Here is a 15,720-nt window from a genome sequence, read left to right on the forward strand (position 1 = left end):
TTATCAATATCAGTAGTTGACAATGCAGGAAAAGCAGTCATTACACTTTTATTGTATTCTTCGTAAATTTTTATCGCTTTTGCATCTCCTGATTTGATCAAGGCAGAGCTATTATTTATCCATTTGTACAACCAAGGCATATCATACTTTGCAGAAACACCTCTCAAAGCCGGACCTGTCATTTTTTTATCTAAAGCGTGACAAGCTGCACAGTTGGCATTAAATAATGCTTTCCCAGCAACAGCGTCGCCACCAGCAGTTGCAGTAGCAGCTGGAGCAGGAGTTGTAGTTGCAGGAGTTACTGCTGGTGTAGCAGGAGCAGCATTTTGAGATGATGAAGTGAAGGAAAGTGTTAGCATTAAAGCTACGCTGAAAAGTAATTCCCTTGAAATCGAATTATGGTTACCCACTTTTTTCATATAATATAATGATTATCGACTAATGTTTTTGTGGTAATACCTTAATAACATTAGAGTAAAAATCCACACTTTTTTAAAAACTTGGACAAAAATACGACTTAAGAACTATTCACAAAAACCTAAATATATCATAAATATCAATTTATATTAATTCTAAATAACGATTTGTGTTTTGATTAATTTATTAAGTTTTACATTTGTATTAAAATCAAATCATTATGATATATTCATTAAAAATAAAGACTGTTTTATTAGTTTCTTTTGTTTTGTTTTTTGGCAAAAAAAGCATTGCACAAGAAGGAAATATTACCATTTCTCAAGACCCAAAGTTTGAACTACTTCTTAACGAAAAAAGAAAAATTAATAGTTCAATTACCATCAATGACCGTTATAAAATTCAGATTTTTAACGGGGATAGTGAAAATTCCAAAAAGACTTTAACAAATTTCAAAAAAGAAAATAAAGGGCAAGATGGAACTATTGTGTTTAGCACACCTATATATAAAGTTTGGGTCGGCAATTTTAAAACAAGAATTGATGCGGAGAAAAACCTCAATATTTTAAAGAAAAAATACCCAAATGCGTTTTTGATAAAACCTAATAAATAGAAAAAGTCCCGATAAAATCGGGACTTTTTATTCAAATTATTTCAACTTTTTCTTCACTTCCACTTCTTGGAAAGCTTCAATTATATCGAGTTGTTCGATATCGTTGTAATTTTTGATTTGCATACCACAGTCATATCCTTTTGACACCTCTTTTACATCATCTTTAAAACGTTTTAATGTAGATAATTCACCAGTGAAAATTACGACACCTTCACGTATAATTCTGATTTTAGAGTTTTTATAGATTTTTCCATCAGTAACCATACATCCTGCAATTGAGCCCACTTTGGACACTTTGAATATTTCTCTAATTTCTGCAGTACCTGTAATTTCTTCTTTCATTTCTGGAGAAAGCATTCCTTCCATTGCATCTTTCAATTCATTAATTGCATCATAAATTATGGAATAACTTCTAATATCAATCTCTTCTTTTTGAGCTAATTGACGCGCATTACCTGCTGGACGAACGTTAAATCCAATGATAATAGCATCTGATGCAGATGCTAACATAACGTCAGTTTCTGTAATAGCTCCAACACCTTTGTGGATAATATTGATTTGGATTTCTTCCGTAGAAAGTTTTGTAAACTCACTTGATAAAGCTTCTACTGAACCATCCACATCTCCTTTGAGAATAATATTCAATTCTTTAAATTGTCCTAAAGCAATACGACGACCAATTTCAGCCAAAGTAATATGACGTTGCGTTCTAACGGATTGTTCACGCATTAATTGCAAACGTTTAGAAGCAATTTGTTTGGCTTCTCTTTCGTCTTCAAATACATTAAATTTATCTCCAGCAGTAGACGCACCATCCAAACCTAATATAGATATTGGTGTTGATGGTCCAGCTTCTTTAACGTTATGACCTCTTTCGTCATGCATGGCTTTCACTTTACCATGATTCTTTCCAGCCAATACATAATCTCCAACTTTTAAGGTTCCCGATTGAACCAATATAGTAGAAACATAACCTCTTCCTTTATCCAATTGTGCTTCAACAACAGTACCTACAGCTGGTTTGTTTGGGTTGGCTTTTAAGTCGAGAATTTCTGCTTCAAGCAGAACTTTTTCTAATAATTCTTTAACACCAGTTCCTTTTTTGGCAGAAATATCATGAGACTGGTATTTTCCACCCCAATCTTCAACCAATAAATTCATAGCGGCTAATTTCTCCTTAATTTTTTCAGGATTAGCACCTTGCTTGTCGATTTTATTAATAGCAAATATCATGGGAACATTTGCCGCTTGCGCATGGCTAATAGCTTCTTTTGTTTGTGGCATGATGTCATCATCTGCCGCTACAACAATTATAGCAATATCGGTTACTTGTGCTCCACGAGCACGCATAGCGGTAAACGCTTCGTGACCTGGTGTATCTAGAAAAGTAATTTTTTGACCACCTTCCAAAGTAACTGCATAAGCACCAATATGCTGTGTAATTCCACCGGACTCGCCTGCTATTACATTTTCTTTACGTATATAATCTAGCAAAGATGTTTTACCGTGGTCAACGTGACCCATTACAGTTACAATTGGCGCACGAGTAACTAAATCTTCTGGTTTATCTTCAACAACGGCTAAAGAATCTTCAATTTCAGTAGTAATAAATTCAACTTCATAACCAAACTCATCGGCAACAATAGATAATGTTTCTGCATCCAAACGTTGGTTCATGGTAACCATGATTCCTAATGACATACATGTTCCAATAACTTTGGTAATAGGTACATCCATCATGGTTGCAATTTCGCCAACGGTAACAAATTCTGTCACTTTTATTGTCTTGCTTCCCTCTTCAATGGCTTGCATTTCGTCTTCATTTCTTTGACGGTGCGTATCTCTTTTATCTCTTCTGTATTTAGCTGCTTTTGACTTATTTCCTTTGCCCTGAAGTCTTTCTAAAGTTTCTTTAATTTGGTTTTTAACCTCTTCTTCTGTTGGCTCAACTTTTTGAACTATTGCAGGACGATTTCCTTTTTGGAATCCTTGTTTAGGAACAAATTTTGATGTTCCACCTTGAGTATTTCCGCCGCTAGTAATAGCTGGTTTGTCACCTGGCTTTGGTGGGATTCTCTTTCTTTTATTTTTGTTGGCTGCGTTTTGTGTAGCTTGGGCTGTAGTTTGGCCAGCAATTGGAGTTGTTGGTTTATTCGCATCCTTTTTAAAATCTTCTTTTTTCTTTTTTGGCTTGTTAAATTGAGTTAAGTCAATCACTTGTCCTGTTAAAGTAGCACCCGATAATTTTTGATATTGAGTAGTAATTGTTTCATCAACAAGATCTTCTTCTGAAGGTTTAGCGACAGACTGTTTATCTTCATTAACTTTTGCCACTTTTTCTTTAGAATCTTTTATTGGCGATGTTTCGTTCTTTCTAACAACTTCAGATTTTTCTGGAGAAATAGCTATTTTAGCCGTTTCTTTAGAAGGAGTAATAGCGACTTTAGCTTTGAGTTCTAAATCAATTTTACCGACTTGTTTTGGGGCAGTAACAATTGCTTTTGCTTTAATTAATTCTGATTTTTGACGCTCTTCTTCAAGTCTACGCTTGTCTTCAAGTTCTTTTTCTCTTTCTAATCGAAGTGCTTCTTTTTCTTTTCTAATCTCTTCGCTTACCCCTATGGAAGCTTCTTTGTTTCCTTTGTCACCTGCAAATTGGGCACAAAGAATATTGTATACATCATCAGAAATTTTTGTGTTGGAATTGTTTTCAATGACAATTCCTTTACCTTTTAGGTAATCCACAGCTCTTTCTAAAGAAATATTTAATTCCCTTAAAACTTTGTTTATTCTAATATTTCCTTCAGACATAAAATCTTTTTAATGTTAACTTGGTTGAGAGAATGAATTAGTCTTCAAATTCATCTTTCAAAATTCGTATTACTTCTAATATGGTTTCTTCTTCCAAATCAGTTCTTCTTACTAAATCTGCTACATCTTGGTTCAAAATACTTCTAGCGGTATCCAATCCTATTTTGGCGAATTCATCTATTACCCATCCATCAATTTCATCTGAAAACTCTGTTAATTCAACATCATCTTCTTCTGCAGTAATGCCTTCACGAATTACATCTAACTCATAACCTGTTAATAAACCTGCTAATTTAATATTATGTCCTCCACGACCAATAGCTTTTGAAACTTCTTCTAATTTCAAGAATACTTCTGCTCTTTTTTTCTCTTCGTCAATTTTAACCGATGATACTTTTGCAGGACTCAATGCTCTTGTGATTAATAGTGATGCATTAGTTGTGTAATTAATAACATCAATATTTTCGTTTCCTAATTCGCGTACAATTCCGTGAATACGAGAACCTTTCATTCCTACGCAAGCCCCAACTGGGTCAATTCTATCGTCATAAGAATCAACAGCTACTTTTGCTTTTTCACCTGGAATTCTCACTACTTTTTTGATCATAATCAAACCGTCGAAAACTTCTGGAATTTCTTGTTCAAATAGTTTTTCCAAAAACATATCTGCTGTTCTCGACATAATTATCTGTGGTTTATTTCCCTTTAATTCAACGCTTTCAATAATTCCGCGAACATTATCTCCTTTTCTGAAAAAGTCCGATGGTATTTGTTTTTCCTTTGGTAAAACGATTTCATTTCCTTCATCATCTAACAAAATTACAACTCTTGGTCGAACATGATGTACTTCTGCAGTATAAATTTCGCCAATTAAGTCTTTAAATTGTTTGTAAAGATTGGTATTATCGTGCTCATGAATTTTAGAAATTAAATTTTGACGTAATGCTAAAATAGCTCTTCGTCCTAAATCAATTAATTTCACTTCTTCAGAAACCTCTTCGCCAATTTCAAAATCGGGTTCAATTTTTCTGGCATCTGTTAGGGTGATTTCTTCGTTTTCTAAATCCAAATCATCATCTGCAACGACGATTCTTCTTCTCCAAATCTCCATATCACCTTTATCAGGATTGATAATGATATCAAAATTATCGTCTGAACCGTACTTCTTTTTTAATGCGTTTCTAAAAACATCCTCCAAAATCGCCATAAGCGTTACTCGATCAATAAGTTTGTCGTCTTTAAACTCTGAAAATGACTCGATTAATGCAATATTTTCCATGCTTAATTTAATTAAATATTATAATAACAATTGCTTCTTTTATTTCTGAAAAAGGAATTTCTAGTTTGTGTTCCACGGTCTCTTTTCCTTTTCCTATTTTTTTTTGTTGTCTAGCTGTCCAAGATAGCACTATGCTTTCATTTGAAACTTGTTCTAGTATTGCCTCTATAGTTTCCTTAGCTGTTTTAACCTGTAAAGTTCTTCCAATATTTTTGTGATATTGTCTAAGAAGCTTTAATGGAGTTGTAACTCCCGCCGAAGCTACTTCTAACGAAAAATCTTGTTCTTCCCGATCTAAATTGTTTTCAATTAACCGACTGATATCAATACAATCTTGCAAAACTACCCCATTATCTCCATCCAAAGTTACAGTAATTTTATAACTATCAGAAATTGTAACATCTACAATAAACAATGACGGTTTCTCTGACAATCCTTCTTCTAATATAGCCGTTACTTTCTCTTTAAATGTCATAGTTGTATAAAAAGAGGGAAGCATTGCTTCCCTCATTATTTAATTTGAATGGTAAATAACGGTGCAAATATAGTTATTTTTTTATAAATCAAAAAATCATTGTAGATTCAAAAAAAAATAATACCTTTATTGTGTTAAAAATTTACAACCCAAAATTTACTTTTATATTATGAAAAAAATTTTAGTCCCAACAGACTTTTCAGATTATGCTGGTTATGCATTAAAAGTGGCTGCACAAATCGCAAAAAAAAATAATGGAGAAATCATGCTTCTCCATATGTTAGAATTACCGCATCAAGGAAGTGATGCTATAGGAAGTGGTCATGATATTCCAGAAATTATGCTTTTTAAAAATGCGGCTATCAAAAGGTTAGAAGATTTAATGGATGACGAATGTTTAGAAAACATTAAAGTTTCTGAAATAATCCAATTCGAATTAGCATTCGATGGCATTATGAATATTAGCAAAAAAAATGATGTTGATTTAATTGTTATGGGTTCTCACGGCGCAAGTGGATTTAAAGAAATGTTTATTGGTTCCAATGCTGAAAAAGTTGTTCGTTTTTCAGAAATACCAGTACTTGTGGTTAAAAAAGACGAAGCAAATTTCGATATTAATAAGTTTGTTTTTGCATCAGATTTTACAGACGAAATTAAAAAACCTTTCGCCAAAGTTGTTGATTTTGCAAATAAATTAGATGCGGAATTGCATTTGGTTATGATCAATACTCCGAGTAGTTTTAAACCTACTCACGTTGCACAAGAAATAATGAATGGCTTTATTTCAAATTTTCCAGTCAACAAATTTTCTACACATATATATAATGATGTCAATGTGGAAAGTGGTATTTTAAATTTTGCAAATTATGTTAAGGCAGATTTAATTGGAATGAGCACTCACGGCAGAAAAGGACTTTCCCATTTCTTTAATGGAAGCATAAGCGAAGATTTAGTAAACCATTCTGCTAGACCTGTCGTTACCTTTAAAATTTAAAAGGAAAAGTTATAGAATCAAAAAAGTCCCGATTAAAACGGGACTTTTTTGTTGGTCTACTAGGACTCGAACCTAGAAAGACTGCACCAAAAACAGTTGTGTTACCATTACACCATAGACCAGTTTACTACATAAAGCAATGTTACATGCGGAGTTCCTTGAATCTGCCGTTTTGCTCAATGCGAGTGCAAATTTAGCAGAAATTTTATTTTACACAAACAAATATGATAAAAAATAAAAAACAAGTTCATAACATTCCTTATTTATTTCATAATAAACTTAAATTTATTTCGTTATCAGTTTGAGAAAATTTTCTTAATGCAGGTTTACTTGCTTTAAAAAAAATAGTTTCTTTGTAGCATCAAAATAAAAACCTTTTATATCATAATTATATGATGAATTTCAACTTTAATAAATGGAACACCATCTTAGGATGGACAACATTTGCAATTGCTTTAATCACTTATTCGTTAACCGTTGAACCCACTATGAGTTTTTGGGATTGTGGCGAATATATTTCAACCGCTGCAAAACTCGAAGTGGGCCATCCACCTGGTGCGCCTTTGTATCAAATGCTTGGCGCTTTCTTTGCCATGTTTTCTTTTGGAAACAATGAAATGGTTGCCTTGATGGTTAACATGATGTCCGTTTTCTCAAGTGCATTTACCATATTATTTATGTTTTGGTCTTCTTCTATTTTGTTACGAAAAATTGTTTCTTCTTATACTGAAATGGACAGAAACAAAGCCGTTGTTATTCTTGGCAGTTCATTTGTTGGCTCTTTAGCATTTACATTTTCGGATAGTTTTTGGTCAAGTGCAGTGGAAGCCGAAGTGTATGCCATGGCGTCCTTATTTATAGCCATACTGTTTTGGCTTGGATTGCGCTGGGAAGAAGATATGCATACCCCAAAAGGAAACCGTTGGTTATTGCTAATTTCCTTAGTTATTGGTCTTTCGTTTGGAGTTCATTTTATGGCATTATTAACCATTCCCGCCATAGGGTTTTTATATTTTTTCAAAAATTACAAAACCGTTACTATAAAAAATTTCATTATTGCTAATATTATAATTGTTGCCGTTTTACTTTTTATTTTCAAGTTATTATTGCCTTACACGTTGGCCTTCTTCGGAAAAATGGAAATTTTTATGGTAAACAGTTTTGGTTTGCCTTTTAATTCGGGAACCATTTTTGCAATACTATTAATTATTACTTTTTTCTATTTTGGATTAAAATACACTCGAGAGAAAGGACATCCTTTTTATAATACTGTTTTATTGTGTGTGCTTTTTGTTTTAATAGGTTTCTCCACCTGGATGATGTTGCCTATTCGTGCCAATGCGAATGTAGTGATTAATGAAAATAAACCCTCGGATGCTGCCGAAGTTTTAGCGTATTACAACCGCGAACAATATGGTGTAAATCCTTTGTTTTATGGGCCACAATATACCGATGCATTTGCTGGATTGGATAAAGACGAACCTTATCTTGACGAAGCACCCAACTACGAAAGAGATTATAAAACTGGAAAATATGTTATTGTAAACAACTACAAAAATGCCGAACAAAATAGTGATGATAAGCATAAAGCTATTCTTCCAAGGTTATGGTACAGCCAAGACGAGAACATTATGCAAAATTACATGGAGTTCATAGGTGCTCCAAAGTTTAAACTGAACCAAGAGTATCCCTATGAAGAAGATTTAGCCCAATATGGAGTTGACATAGATAGCTTGGGTGAAGAGCAGGTTGCCATGGCGGTTGGACAATTGAAAGAAGAAATGCAAAAAAATATTAACGAATTCAAAACAGCTTATGCTCAAAAAGATATTGATAATGAAGGATATATTTCTTTCCTGAAAAAATACAGCGATTATATAATTGTTGAAAAACCTTCCACTTGGGACAATATCAGCTTTATGTTTGAATACCAATTTGGTTATATGTATGGCAGGTATTTATTTTGGAATTTTGTGGGAAAACAAAACGACATTCAGGGAAAATATGATAACTTGGATGGCAACTGGATTAGTGGAATTAAATTTATTGATGAAATCCATTTGGGCAAAGGAACGCAAGAAAACCTACCTGATGATGTCAAAAGCAACAAAGGAAGAAACGTGTATTACTTCTTGCCGTTTATCATCGGCTTAATTGGTTTGATGTATCATGCACAAAGGGATTTAAAGAGTTTTTATGTTTTATTAGTATTGTTTTTATTTACCAGTATTGCATTAAAAGTTTTCTTAAACGAAAGACCTTTTGAACCCCGCGAAAGAGATTATGCTCTTGTGGGTTCGTTTTATGTGTTTGCCATTTGGATTGGTTTTGGGGTGTATGCTATTTATGAAATAGTGACGGGTTATATTAAATCAAAATTAGTTGGGCCAATTGTAATTGGAGCTTGTCTTCTGGCTTCACCTATTTTAATGGCCACTCAAAACTGGGACGATCATACTCGTGCCAATAGATATACTGCAACTGCGATGGCTAAAAATTATCTCGAATCCTGTGAGCCAAATGCTATTCTTTTTACCATTGGCGATAACGATACGTTCCCACTGTGGTATGCTCAAGAGATTGAAGGTTTTAGGACAGATGTAAAAATTGTAAACACAAGTCTTTTCATGACCGATTGGTATATAGATCAAATGAAATTTAAAACCTATAAATCTGATGGATTGCCTATTTCTTTTACCCATAATGAATATGTAGGTGATAAATTAGATTATGTAGCGCATATCCCAAAAACAGAAGCACGATGGGATATTAAAGATTTGATTGCATTTATTAAAAATCCTCAATCAACAGTTGATTTACAAAACGGACAAACCATCCATTTTTATCCTACCAATAAAATCAGAATTCCAGTTGATAAAAACGCCGTTATTAAAAATAAAGTGGTAAGCTCAATTTATAATGATTCTATTGTTCCTTTTATCGATTTAGATGTTAAAGGAAGTGCAATGTATAAAAACCGATTAATGATGTTGGATGTTTTAGCCAATAACAATTGGAAAAGACCGATATATTTTACAGGTGGAAGTTTTGGCGATGACGATTACTTATGGATGAAAGATTACCTACAATTGGATGGATTGGTTTATAAGTTGGTTCCTATTAAAACTCCCGTTGACAAAGAAAATAGATTTGATATGGGTCAAATTGATAGTGATAAAATGTATGACTTAGTGATGAAATGGGAATGGGGTAACGGTGATTTAACCACTATTTACCATGATCCAGAAACTAGAAAAAACAGTATTTCCTATAGAACCAACATGGCAAGATTGATGGAACAGTTAATCAATGAAGGGAAAATCGATAAAGCTAAAAAAATTATCGATTTGGCTTTGACCAAAATGCCAATGGATTATTATGGTTATTATACTATGGTAGAACCTTTTGCTGGTGGCTATTATGAAGTGGGCGAAAAAGCAAAAGCCAGACAATTACTAGAAAGATTAATGACCAAATACAAACAAAATTTAACCTATTACTCGGGCATTCAGCCTTCTATCCAAAACGGAATTGCATCTGATATTATTACTGATATTGAACGTTATAGAAGTTTATTGACTGTAATGAAAGACCGTGGTGATGTTGAATTTTATAACAAAAATAAACCCGTTTTCAATTCCTTTGTGCAACGATTCACTCGTTTTGGAAGAGATTTAGAATAATTTCATCTTATAAATAAAAGGTGTGCCAAATTAGAATTTTCTAATTGGCACATTTTTTTAATATTATCTTTACGAAATGAGTTTTTGGGTCAAGACAAATCGTATTATTAAGTGGATTTTTCCAAACTATGTTTGGAATATTCCGAATGATGAGCAAAAAGTATTTCTCACTTTTGACGATGGTCCAACGCCTGAAATTACCGAATGGGTTTTAGAGCAATTGAAGAAATACAATGCCAAAGCTACTTTTTTTTGCATTGGAAACAATATTGAAAAATATCCTGAAATTTTCCAAAAAACTATTGCAGAAGGACATGCTATTGGCAATCATACTTTCGATCACCTGAATGGTTGGAAAACATCAACAGAAGAATACATTGAAAATGCAAAGTTATACGAAACCCAAAACCCGAAACTCGTAACTCGAAACCTTTTTCGTCCTCCTTACGGAAAAATAAAACCTTCCCAATCAAAAATATTACGAAAATTAGGATACAAAATAATTATGTGGGATGTGTTGAGCCGAGATTATGACCAAAGTATTTCTGCAGCACAATGTTTGGAAAATGTTTTATCCAACATTGAAACAGGTAGCATCATCGTGTTTCACGACAGTGTTAAAGCGGAACATAACTTAAAATATGTTTTGCCTAAAACGCTAGAGTTCTTAAAAGAAAAAGGGTTTATTTGTGATAAAATTGACTAAAGCTGCTCTTGAACCAAGCCAATAATTGTGTTAGCATCCAACTCGCCAGATTGTCTCCAAACCATGTTGCCTTCTTTGTAAATCATCAAGGTAGGCAATCCTTTGATACGCAATGCATCTGCCAATTCTTGATTTTTATCTACATCAATTTTTATCACTTTTGCTTTATCACCAAGCGCTGCTGCTACATCTCTAATAACAGGATGCATGGACACGGAAGATTCGTTCCACTCTGTGTAAAAATCAATTAACACAGGTACTTGAGCATTGATTAATTCTCCAAATTTTGACATAAAACCAAAACGTTTTTATTTTCTTTTAGCAATTAAAAAGAACTATTAAACCACAAATGTAGCATTTTTAACTAATTATGCTACTTTTTCACCTTTTTTTAGTTCAAATACAGTAATTTCAGGCCAAATACCTACTCTACCAGGGTAAGCATGAAACCCAAGACCTCTATTTACATAAATATACCTACCTAAATTTTCATATAAACCCGCCCATTGTTTGTAAACGTATTGCACAGGACTCCAACTTATAATCCCCGGAATTTCTATCCCAAATTGCAATCCGTGTGTGTGTCCCGAAAGGGTCAACTGAAAATGTTTATCGTCATGTTTCACTTCATATTCCCAATGACTTGGGTCGTGACTCATCAAGATTTTAAAATCTTCCTTGGTTAATCCTTGTGAAGCTTTGTTCAAATCGCCTGCTTGTTTGAAATTTTTCCCCCAATTTTCAACACCAACAATGGCTATTTCACTTTCGCCTTTTTTAATTTTTTTATGTTGGTTTAACAATAAATCAAAACCTATTTGTCCATACAAAGCTTTTATAGCTTCAAAATTTTCATCTTTTGACGCTTGTGATGGCCATTCAACATATTCTCCATAATCGTGGTTTCCTAAAACGGCGTATTTACCAAACTTATGGTTATCCATTTTATTGAAAATTTCTATCCACGGATGCATTTCTGTAGCATGTGTATTGACAATGTCGCCAGTAAACAACATCAAATCGGTCTTATTTTCATTTATCAAATCAATGGCATGTTGTATTTTCTCGGAATCATCAAAACTACCGCTATGCACATCCGAGATTTGAGTAATCGTAAATCCGTCAAAATCATCGGGCAAATCAGGAAAAAAGAGCGTTTGTTTTAGTACTCTGAAGTTATATTTCCCTTTGGTCATTCCATAGATTAGAGATGTAAAAGGAATTGCCGCAATGACTAAAGCAACTTGACTCACGAATTTTCTTCTACTAGGTAAAAAATTTCCGTTGTCGTTATCTCCCATAAAATGAGTAACCGTTCCCGAAAAAACTCTGAAAACATCTTCCATCAACATGAAAAATGTTAAAATGATTTTTGGAATAAACAACAACAAGAGTAAACCTAATGTCAAAAGTGTTTTGCTGTTTTGCCCAACTCTTCGGTCAAATTGTGAGAATTGGTAAGAAATATAAATGAGAGCCAATAATGAAATAAGCTGATAGCCAACTAAAACCCATCTTACTTTGGTTATGGTTCGAAAAGCTTGAAAGGCATAAATTTCAATTATAGCAACAAAAAATAGGAAGAAAATCCAACGAAACATCTATTTAATTTTTTTTGCAAAATAACGAATAAACATCTATGCTTTAGTTGATATTAAAGATATTTTAACAATGATTTACAAAGTAACAATTCTAACTTTATCATTTGTAACTACAACAAAGTTATTTTGTAAACTATCTGAATAATTTTGAATAAGTTTATTTAAAACTTCAATTCTTTTTTTGAAAATATTTGGTTCACATCGAAGTAGAATGATACCATTATGTACTTTTTGATTTCTAAAAACCATTTCGCCAAAATCTTTATCGGAAGTAATAAGAATATAATCCTCATTTTGACATTTCTCAATAATTTCATCATCGGAGACACCACGCCATTGTTCAAAAACAGAAAAAACTTCATGTTTTTCACTTTTCAACCAATCAGCAACAGAAGTTCCTGTTCACTCATCAACTAAAAAACGCATTTAAGAAGCAACTTTATCTAAATCTAAGGTAGTAGTTTTTTCAAGAATATTTTCAGCATATCGCAAACATGCTAAAATTTCTTCCTTTTTTAAACCTTTATATTCAAAAAGTATTTCATCAATAGAAATTCCTTGAGCTAACATAGAAATAACGTGCTCAACAGCAATTCTTGTTCCTACAATTACAGGTTTACCAAGCATTATTTTTGGATTAATTTCAATAAATTCCATAATGATTATTTTAATTTCATTTCAAAGATAATAATTTTAAAAACGAATTAATCACTTTTAAAAAAAATCCCAGATTAGTTGTTTATTTTTACACTAAAATTTTATTTATATGTCAACTCAAAAACGCCTTTACCTTCTTGATGCTTATGCCCTTATTTTTCGTGGTTATTTCGCCTTTATAAAAAACCCAAGAATCAATTCTAAAGGAATGGATACTTCGGCCATTATGGGATTTATGAATGCCTTAATGGATGTTATCAAAAGGGAAAAACCCGATCATTTAGCGGTTGCTTTTGATAAAGGCGGTAGCGATTATCGGTATGAAATGTATCAAGAATACAAAGCGCATCGCGATGAAACTCCAGAAGCCATAAAAATCGCCGTCCCTTATATTCAAGAATTACTAAAAGCGATGCACATTCCAATTATTGAAAAAGCGGGTTATGAAGCCGATGACTTAATTGGAACCTTGGCAAAGCAAGCCGAAAAAGAAAACTTTAAGGTATACATGGTGACGCCCGATAAAGATTTTGCGCAATTGGTTTCCGAAAATATTTTTATGTACAAACCAGCACGAATGGGTAATGACATTGAAATTTGGGGAATTCCAGAAGTGTTGGCCAAATTTGAAATTGAACGACCAGAACAAGTGATAGACTTCCTAGGAATGATGGGTGATACTGCTGATAATATTCCTGGTTTACCTGGCGTTGGCGAAGTAACTGCCAAGAAACTATTGAAGGAATTTGGTTCGATGGAAAATCTGTTGGCGAATACCGACAAGCTAAAAGGTGCTATGAAAGAAAAAATTGAAGCCAATGCCGAAAAAGGAATTCTTTCTAAAAAATTAGCCCGAATTCTGTTGGATTGTCCGGTAACTTTCAATGCAGATGATTACGAACTTTCTAAACCCGATGTCGAAAAAACAGATGCACTTTTCAACGAATTGGAGTTCCGTCAAATGAAAGCGCAGTTCGATAAATATTTTGGAACAGGAAAAGAATATGATGAGATTGATACCAATGACAATGGCAATGACAATGGCAATATCAATGACAAAAATCAAGTAAAAATAATTCCTGTTAAAAAATCTAACGAAGAGCAATTTGACTTATTTGGTTTTTATGAGGAGTCGGAGACTCCTTCCCCTTTGGGGAAAGCTGGTATGGGGTTTGCAACTTTAGAAACAACCGAACATTTTTATCAGAGTATTCAAGGCGATTTGCCTGTGAAATTATTATTGCAAAATCTAATGAACCAAACTTCGGTGTGTTTTGATACGGAAACTACCGGAATAGATGCTTTGAATGCCGAATTGGTTGGAATGTCATTTTCGTGGGAGAAAGGAAAAGGATTTTACGTTCCGTTTCCCGAAAATCAAGAAGAAGCACAGGCGTTAGTTGAAAAATTCAAGCCGTTTTTTGAAAGCGAAACCATCGAAAAAATTGGTCAAAACATCAAATACGATTTGAAAATTCTATCTCGTTATGGAATTTCTATAAAAGGAAAATTATTCGATACCATGATTGCGCATTACCTCATCAATCCTGACATGCGTCATAATATGGATGTGTTGAGTGAAACCTATTTAAAAAATGCTCCAAAATCGATTGAAACGTTAATTGGCAGGAAAGGAAAAGGTCAGCAATCGATGCGCGATGTTGCTTTGGAAGACATCAAAGAATACGCTACCGAAGATGCGGATATTACGTTTCAATTAAAACAAAATTTCAGTCCGATTTTAGACAAAGCCGAAACCAAAAAATTATTTGATGAAATCGAAATTCCACTGATTCCTGTTTTGGCTGACATGGAATTGGAGGGAATCAATCTGGATGTGCCTTATTTAAAATCGATGTCGGTTGAAATGGCGAAAGAAAGTGCCGCCTTGGAACAAAAAATTTATGAAACGGCCGGCGAAAAATTCAATTTGGCTTCTCCAAAGCAGCTCGGGGATATTTTATTTGATAAACTAAAAATAGGCGGTACCAAACAAAAGAAAACCAAAACCGGTCAATATGCCACAGGCGAAGAAGTCTTGACTTATTTGGCAAACGATAATCCCATTGTAAAAGACATACTCGAATGGCGACAAATGGTGAAATTGCAAAGCACGTATATTGATGCCTTACCCAACCAAGTGGACAAAAAAACAGGTCGCGTTCATACCGATTATATGCAAACCGTTGCGGCTACTGGACGATTGAGTTCTAATAATCCGAATTTACAAAACATTCCCATTCGAACCGAACGTGGCCGATTAATTCGAAAAGCTTTCATAGCTCGTGATGAAAATTACACGTTGCTTTCTGCCGATTATTCTCAAATTGAACTTCGAATTATCGCCGCTTTATCGGGCGAAGAAAACATGATTAAAGCGTTTCAAAACAACGAAGATATTCATAAAAGTACCGCTGCAAAAGTATTTAATGTTCCGTTAGAGGAAGTTACAAAGGAGCAAAGAAGTAATGCGAAAACTGTGAATTT

Annotated in this window: 12 protein-coding genes, 1 tRNA gene and 1 pseudogene; 5 read left to right on the forward strand and 9 right to left on the reverse strand. The window is 33.6% G+C overall.

Annotated features, from left to right (window positions below; genetic code table 11):
- On the reverse strand, positions 1–419 hold a 419-nt coding region (locus ACK5ON_RS03365), incomplete at its 3' end, for a c-type cytochrome (protein ID WP_409819878.1).
- A 218-nt stretch (positions 420–637) separates the two neighbouring features.
- On the opposite strand from ACK5ON_RS03365, the gene ACK5ON_RS03370 reads away from it, so the two are divergent.
- The gene (locus tag ACK5ON_RS03370; protein ID WP_396175115.1) at positions 638–1,027 is read left to right on the forward strand and encodes an SPOR domain-containing protein; all 390 of its coding nucleotides are present in this window, start codon (positions 638–640) and stop codon (positions 1,025–1,027) included.
- Positions 1,028–1,063: 36 nt separating this feature from the next.
- On the opposite strand, the gene infB is transcribed toward ACK5ON_RS03370, so the two are convergent.
- From infB to rimP, 3 genes are read right to left on the reverse strand one after another with little or no spacing between them, the layout of a single operon-like run.
- The gene (gene infB, locus ACK5ON_RS03375) at positions 1,064–3,838 is read right to left on the reverse strand and encodes a translation initiation factor IF-2 (protein ID WP_409819880.1); all 2,775 of its coding nucleotides are present in this window, start codon (positions 3,836–3,838) and stop codon (positions 1,064–1,066) included.
- A 37-nt stretch (positions 3,839–3,875) separates the two neighbouring features.
- Positions 3,876–5,117, reverse strand: coding sequence for a transcription termination factor NusA (nusA, locus tag ACK5ON_RS03380; RefSeq protein ID WP_396175111.1), 1,242 nt, complete (start codon positions 5,115–5,117; stop codon positions 3,876–3,878).
- A gap of 7 nt (positions 5,118–5,124) precedes the next feature.
- Positions 5,125–5,592, reverse strand: a complete 468-nt coding sequence (gene rimP, locus ACK5ON_RS03385) for a ribosome assembly cofactor RimP (RefSeq protein ID WP_409819899.1) — start codon at positions 5,590–5,592, stop codon at positions 5,125–5,127.
- Positions 5,593–5,761: 169 nt separating this feature from the next.
- Between rimP and ACK5ON_RS03390 the strand changes: the two genes are divergently transcribed.
- Entirely contained in the window at positions 5,762–6,586 is an 825-nt protein-coding gene (locus tag ACK5ON_RS03390) for a universal stress protein (RefSeq protein ID WP_409819882.1), read from the forward strand.
- Between the two features lie 51 nt (positions 6,587–6,637).
- Here the strand turns inward: ACK5ON_RS03390 and ACK5ON_RS03395 are convergent.
- Positions 6,638–6,708: transfer RNA gene (locus tag ACK5ON_RS03395), tRNA-Gln, on the reverse strand.
- 270 nt (positions 6,709–6,978) lie between these two features.
- On the opposite strand from ACK5ON_RS03395, the gene ACK5ON_RS03400 reads away from it, so the two are divergent.
- Positions 6,979–10,269: a DUF2723 domain-containing protein gene (locus tag ACK5ON_RS03400; RefSeq protein ID WP_409819884.1), complete on the forward strand. Its 3,291-nt coding sequence runs from the start codon at positions 6,979–6,981 to the stop codon at positions 10,267–10,269.
- A 76-nt stretch (positions 10,270–10,345) separates the two neighbouring features.
- Positions 10,346–10,975, forward strand: coding sequence for a polysaccharide deacetylase family protein (locus ACK5ON_RS03405; protein WP_409819886.1), 630 nt, complete (start codon positions 10,346–10,348; stop codon positions 10,973–10,975).
- Here the strand turns inward: ACK5ON_RS03405 and ACK5ON_RS03410 are convergent.
- The 4 genes and pseudogenes from ACK5ON_RS03410 to ACK5ON_RS03425 all read right to left on the reverse strand — a co-directional run bounded on the left by ACK5ON_RS03410 (position 10,972) and on the right by ACK5ON_RS03425 (position 13,233).
- Complete coding sequence (locus ACK5ON_RS03410; protein WP_409819889.1) at positions 10,972–11,268, reverse strand: thioredoxin family protein; 297 nt, start codon at positions 11,266–11,268, stop codon at positions 10,972–10,974. The genes ACK5ON_RS03405 and ACK5ON_RS03410 overlap by 4 nt on opposite strands.
- Before the next feature lie 75 nt (positions 11,269–11,343).
- On the reverse strand, positions 11,344–12,576 hold the full coding sequence (locus tag ACK5ON_RS03415; RefSeq protein WP_409819891.1) for a metallophosphoesterase: 1,233 nt from the start codon (positions 12,574–12,576) through the stop codon (positions 11,344–11,346).
- Between the two features lie 75 nt (positions 12,577–12,651).
- Positions 12,652–12,957, reverse strand: a pseudogene (locus ACK5ON_RS03420) (DUF5615 family PIN-like protein); the annotation flags it as partial.
- A gap of 45 nt (positions 12,958–13,002) precedes the next feature.
- A complete protein-coding gene (locus tag ACK5ON_RS03425; protein ID WP_409819894.1) occupies positions 13,003–13,233 on the reverse strand; it encodes a DUF433 domain-containing protein in 231 nt (76 codons plus the stop codon).
- A gap of 109 nt (positions 13,234–13,342) precedes the next feature.
- Between ACK5ON_RS03425 and polA the strand changes: the two genes are divergently transcribed.
- A partial coding sequence (gene polA, locus ACK5ON_RS03430; protein WP_409819896.1) for a DNA polymerase I occupies positions 13,343–15,720 on the forward strand: 2,378 nt, incomplete at its 3' end.

This window comes from Flavobacterium sp. (genome assembly GCF_046317795.1).
Lineage (GTDB): Bacteria > Bacteroidota > Bacteroidia > Flavobacteriales > Flavobacteriaceae > Flavobacterium.

Excerpts from the sequence above, each read along its gene's own strand:
- ACK5ON_RS03370 (WP_396175115.1), top strand. The coding sequence starts at position 638 with ATGATATATTCATTAAAAATAAAGACTGTTTTATTAGTTTCTTTTGTT.
- infB (WP_409819880.1), bottom strand. The coding sequence starts at position 3,838 with ATGTCTGAAGGAAATATTAGAATAAACAAAGTTTTAAGGGAATTAAAT.
- nusA (WP_396175111.1), bottom strand. The coding sequence starts at position 5,117 with ATGGAAAATATTGCATTAATCGAGTCATTTTCAGAGTTTAAAGACGAC.
- rimP (WP_409819899.1), bottom strand. The coding sequence starts at position 5,592 with ATGACATTTAAAGAGAAAGTAACGGCTATATTAGAAGAAGGATTGTCA.
- ACK5ON_RS03390 (WP_409819882.1), top strand. The coding sequence starts at position 5,762 with ATGAAAAAAATTTTAGTCCCAACAGACTTTTCAGATTATGCTGGTTAT.
- ACK5ON_RS03400 (WP_409819884.1), top strand. The coding sequence starts at position 6,979 with ATGATGAATTTCAACTTTAATAAATGGAACACCATCTTAGGATGGACA.
- ACK5ON_RS03405 (WP_409819886.1), top strand. The coding sequence starts at position 10,346 with ATGAGTTTTTGGGTCAAGACAAATCGTATTATTAAGTGGATTTTTCCA.
- ACK5ON_RS03410 (WP_409819889.1), bottom strand. The coding sequence starts at position 11,268 with ATGTCAAAATTTGGAGAATTAATCAATGCTCAAGTACCTGTGTTAATT.
- ACK5ON_RS03415 (WP_409819891.1), bottom strand. The coding sequence starts at position 12,576 with ATGTTTCGTTGGATTTTCTTCCTATTTTTTGTTGCTATAATTGAAATT.
- ACK5ON_RS03425 (WP_409819894.1), bottom strand. The coding sequence starts at position 13,233 with ATGGAATTTATTGAAATTAATCCAAAAATAATGCTTGGTAAACCTGTA.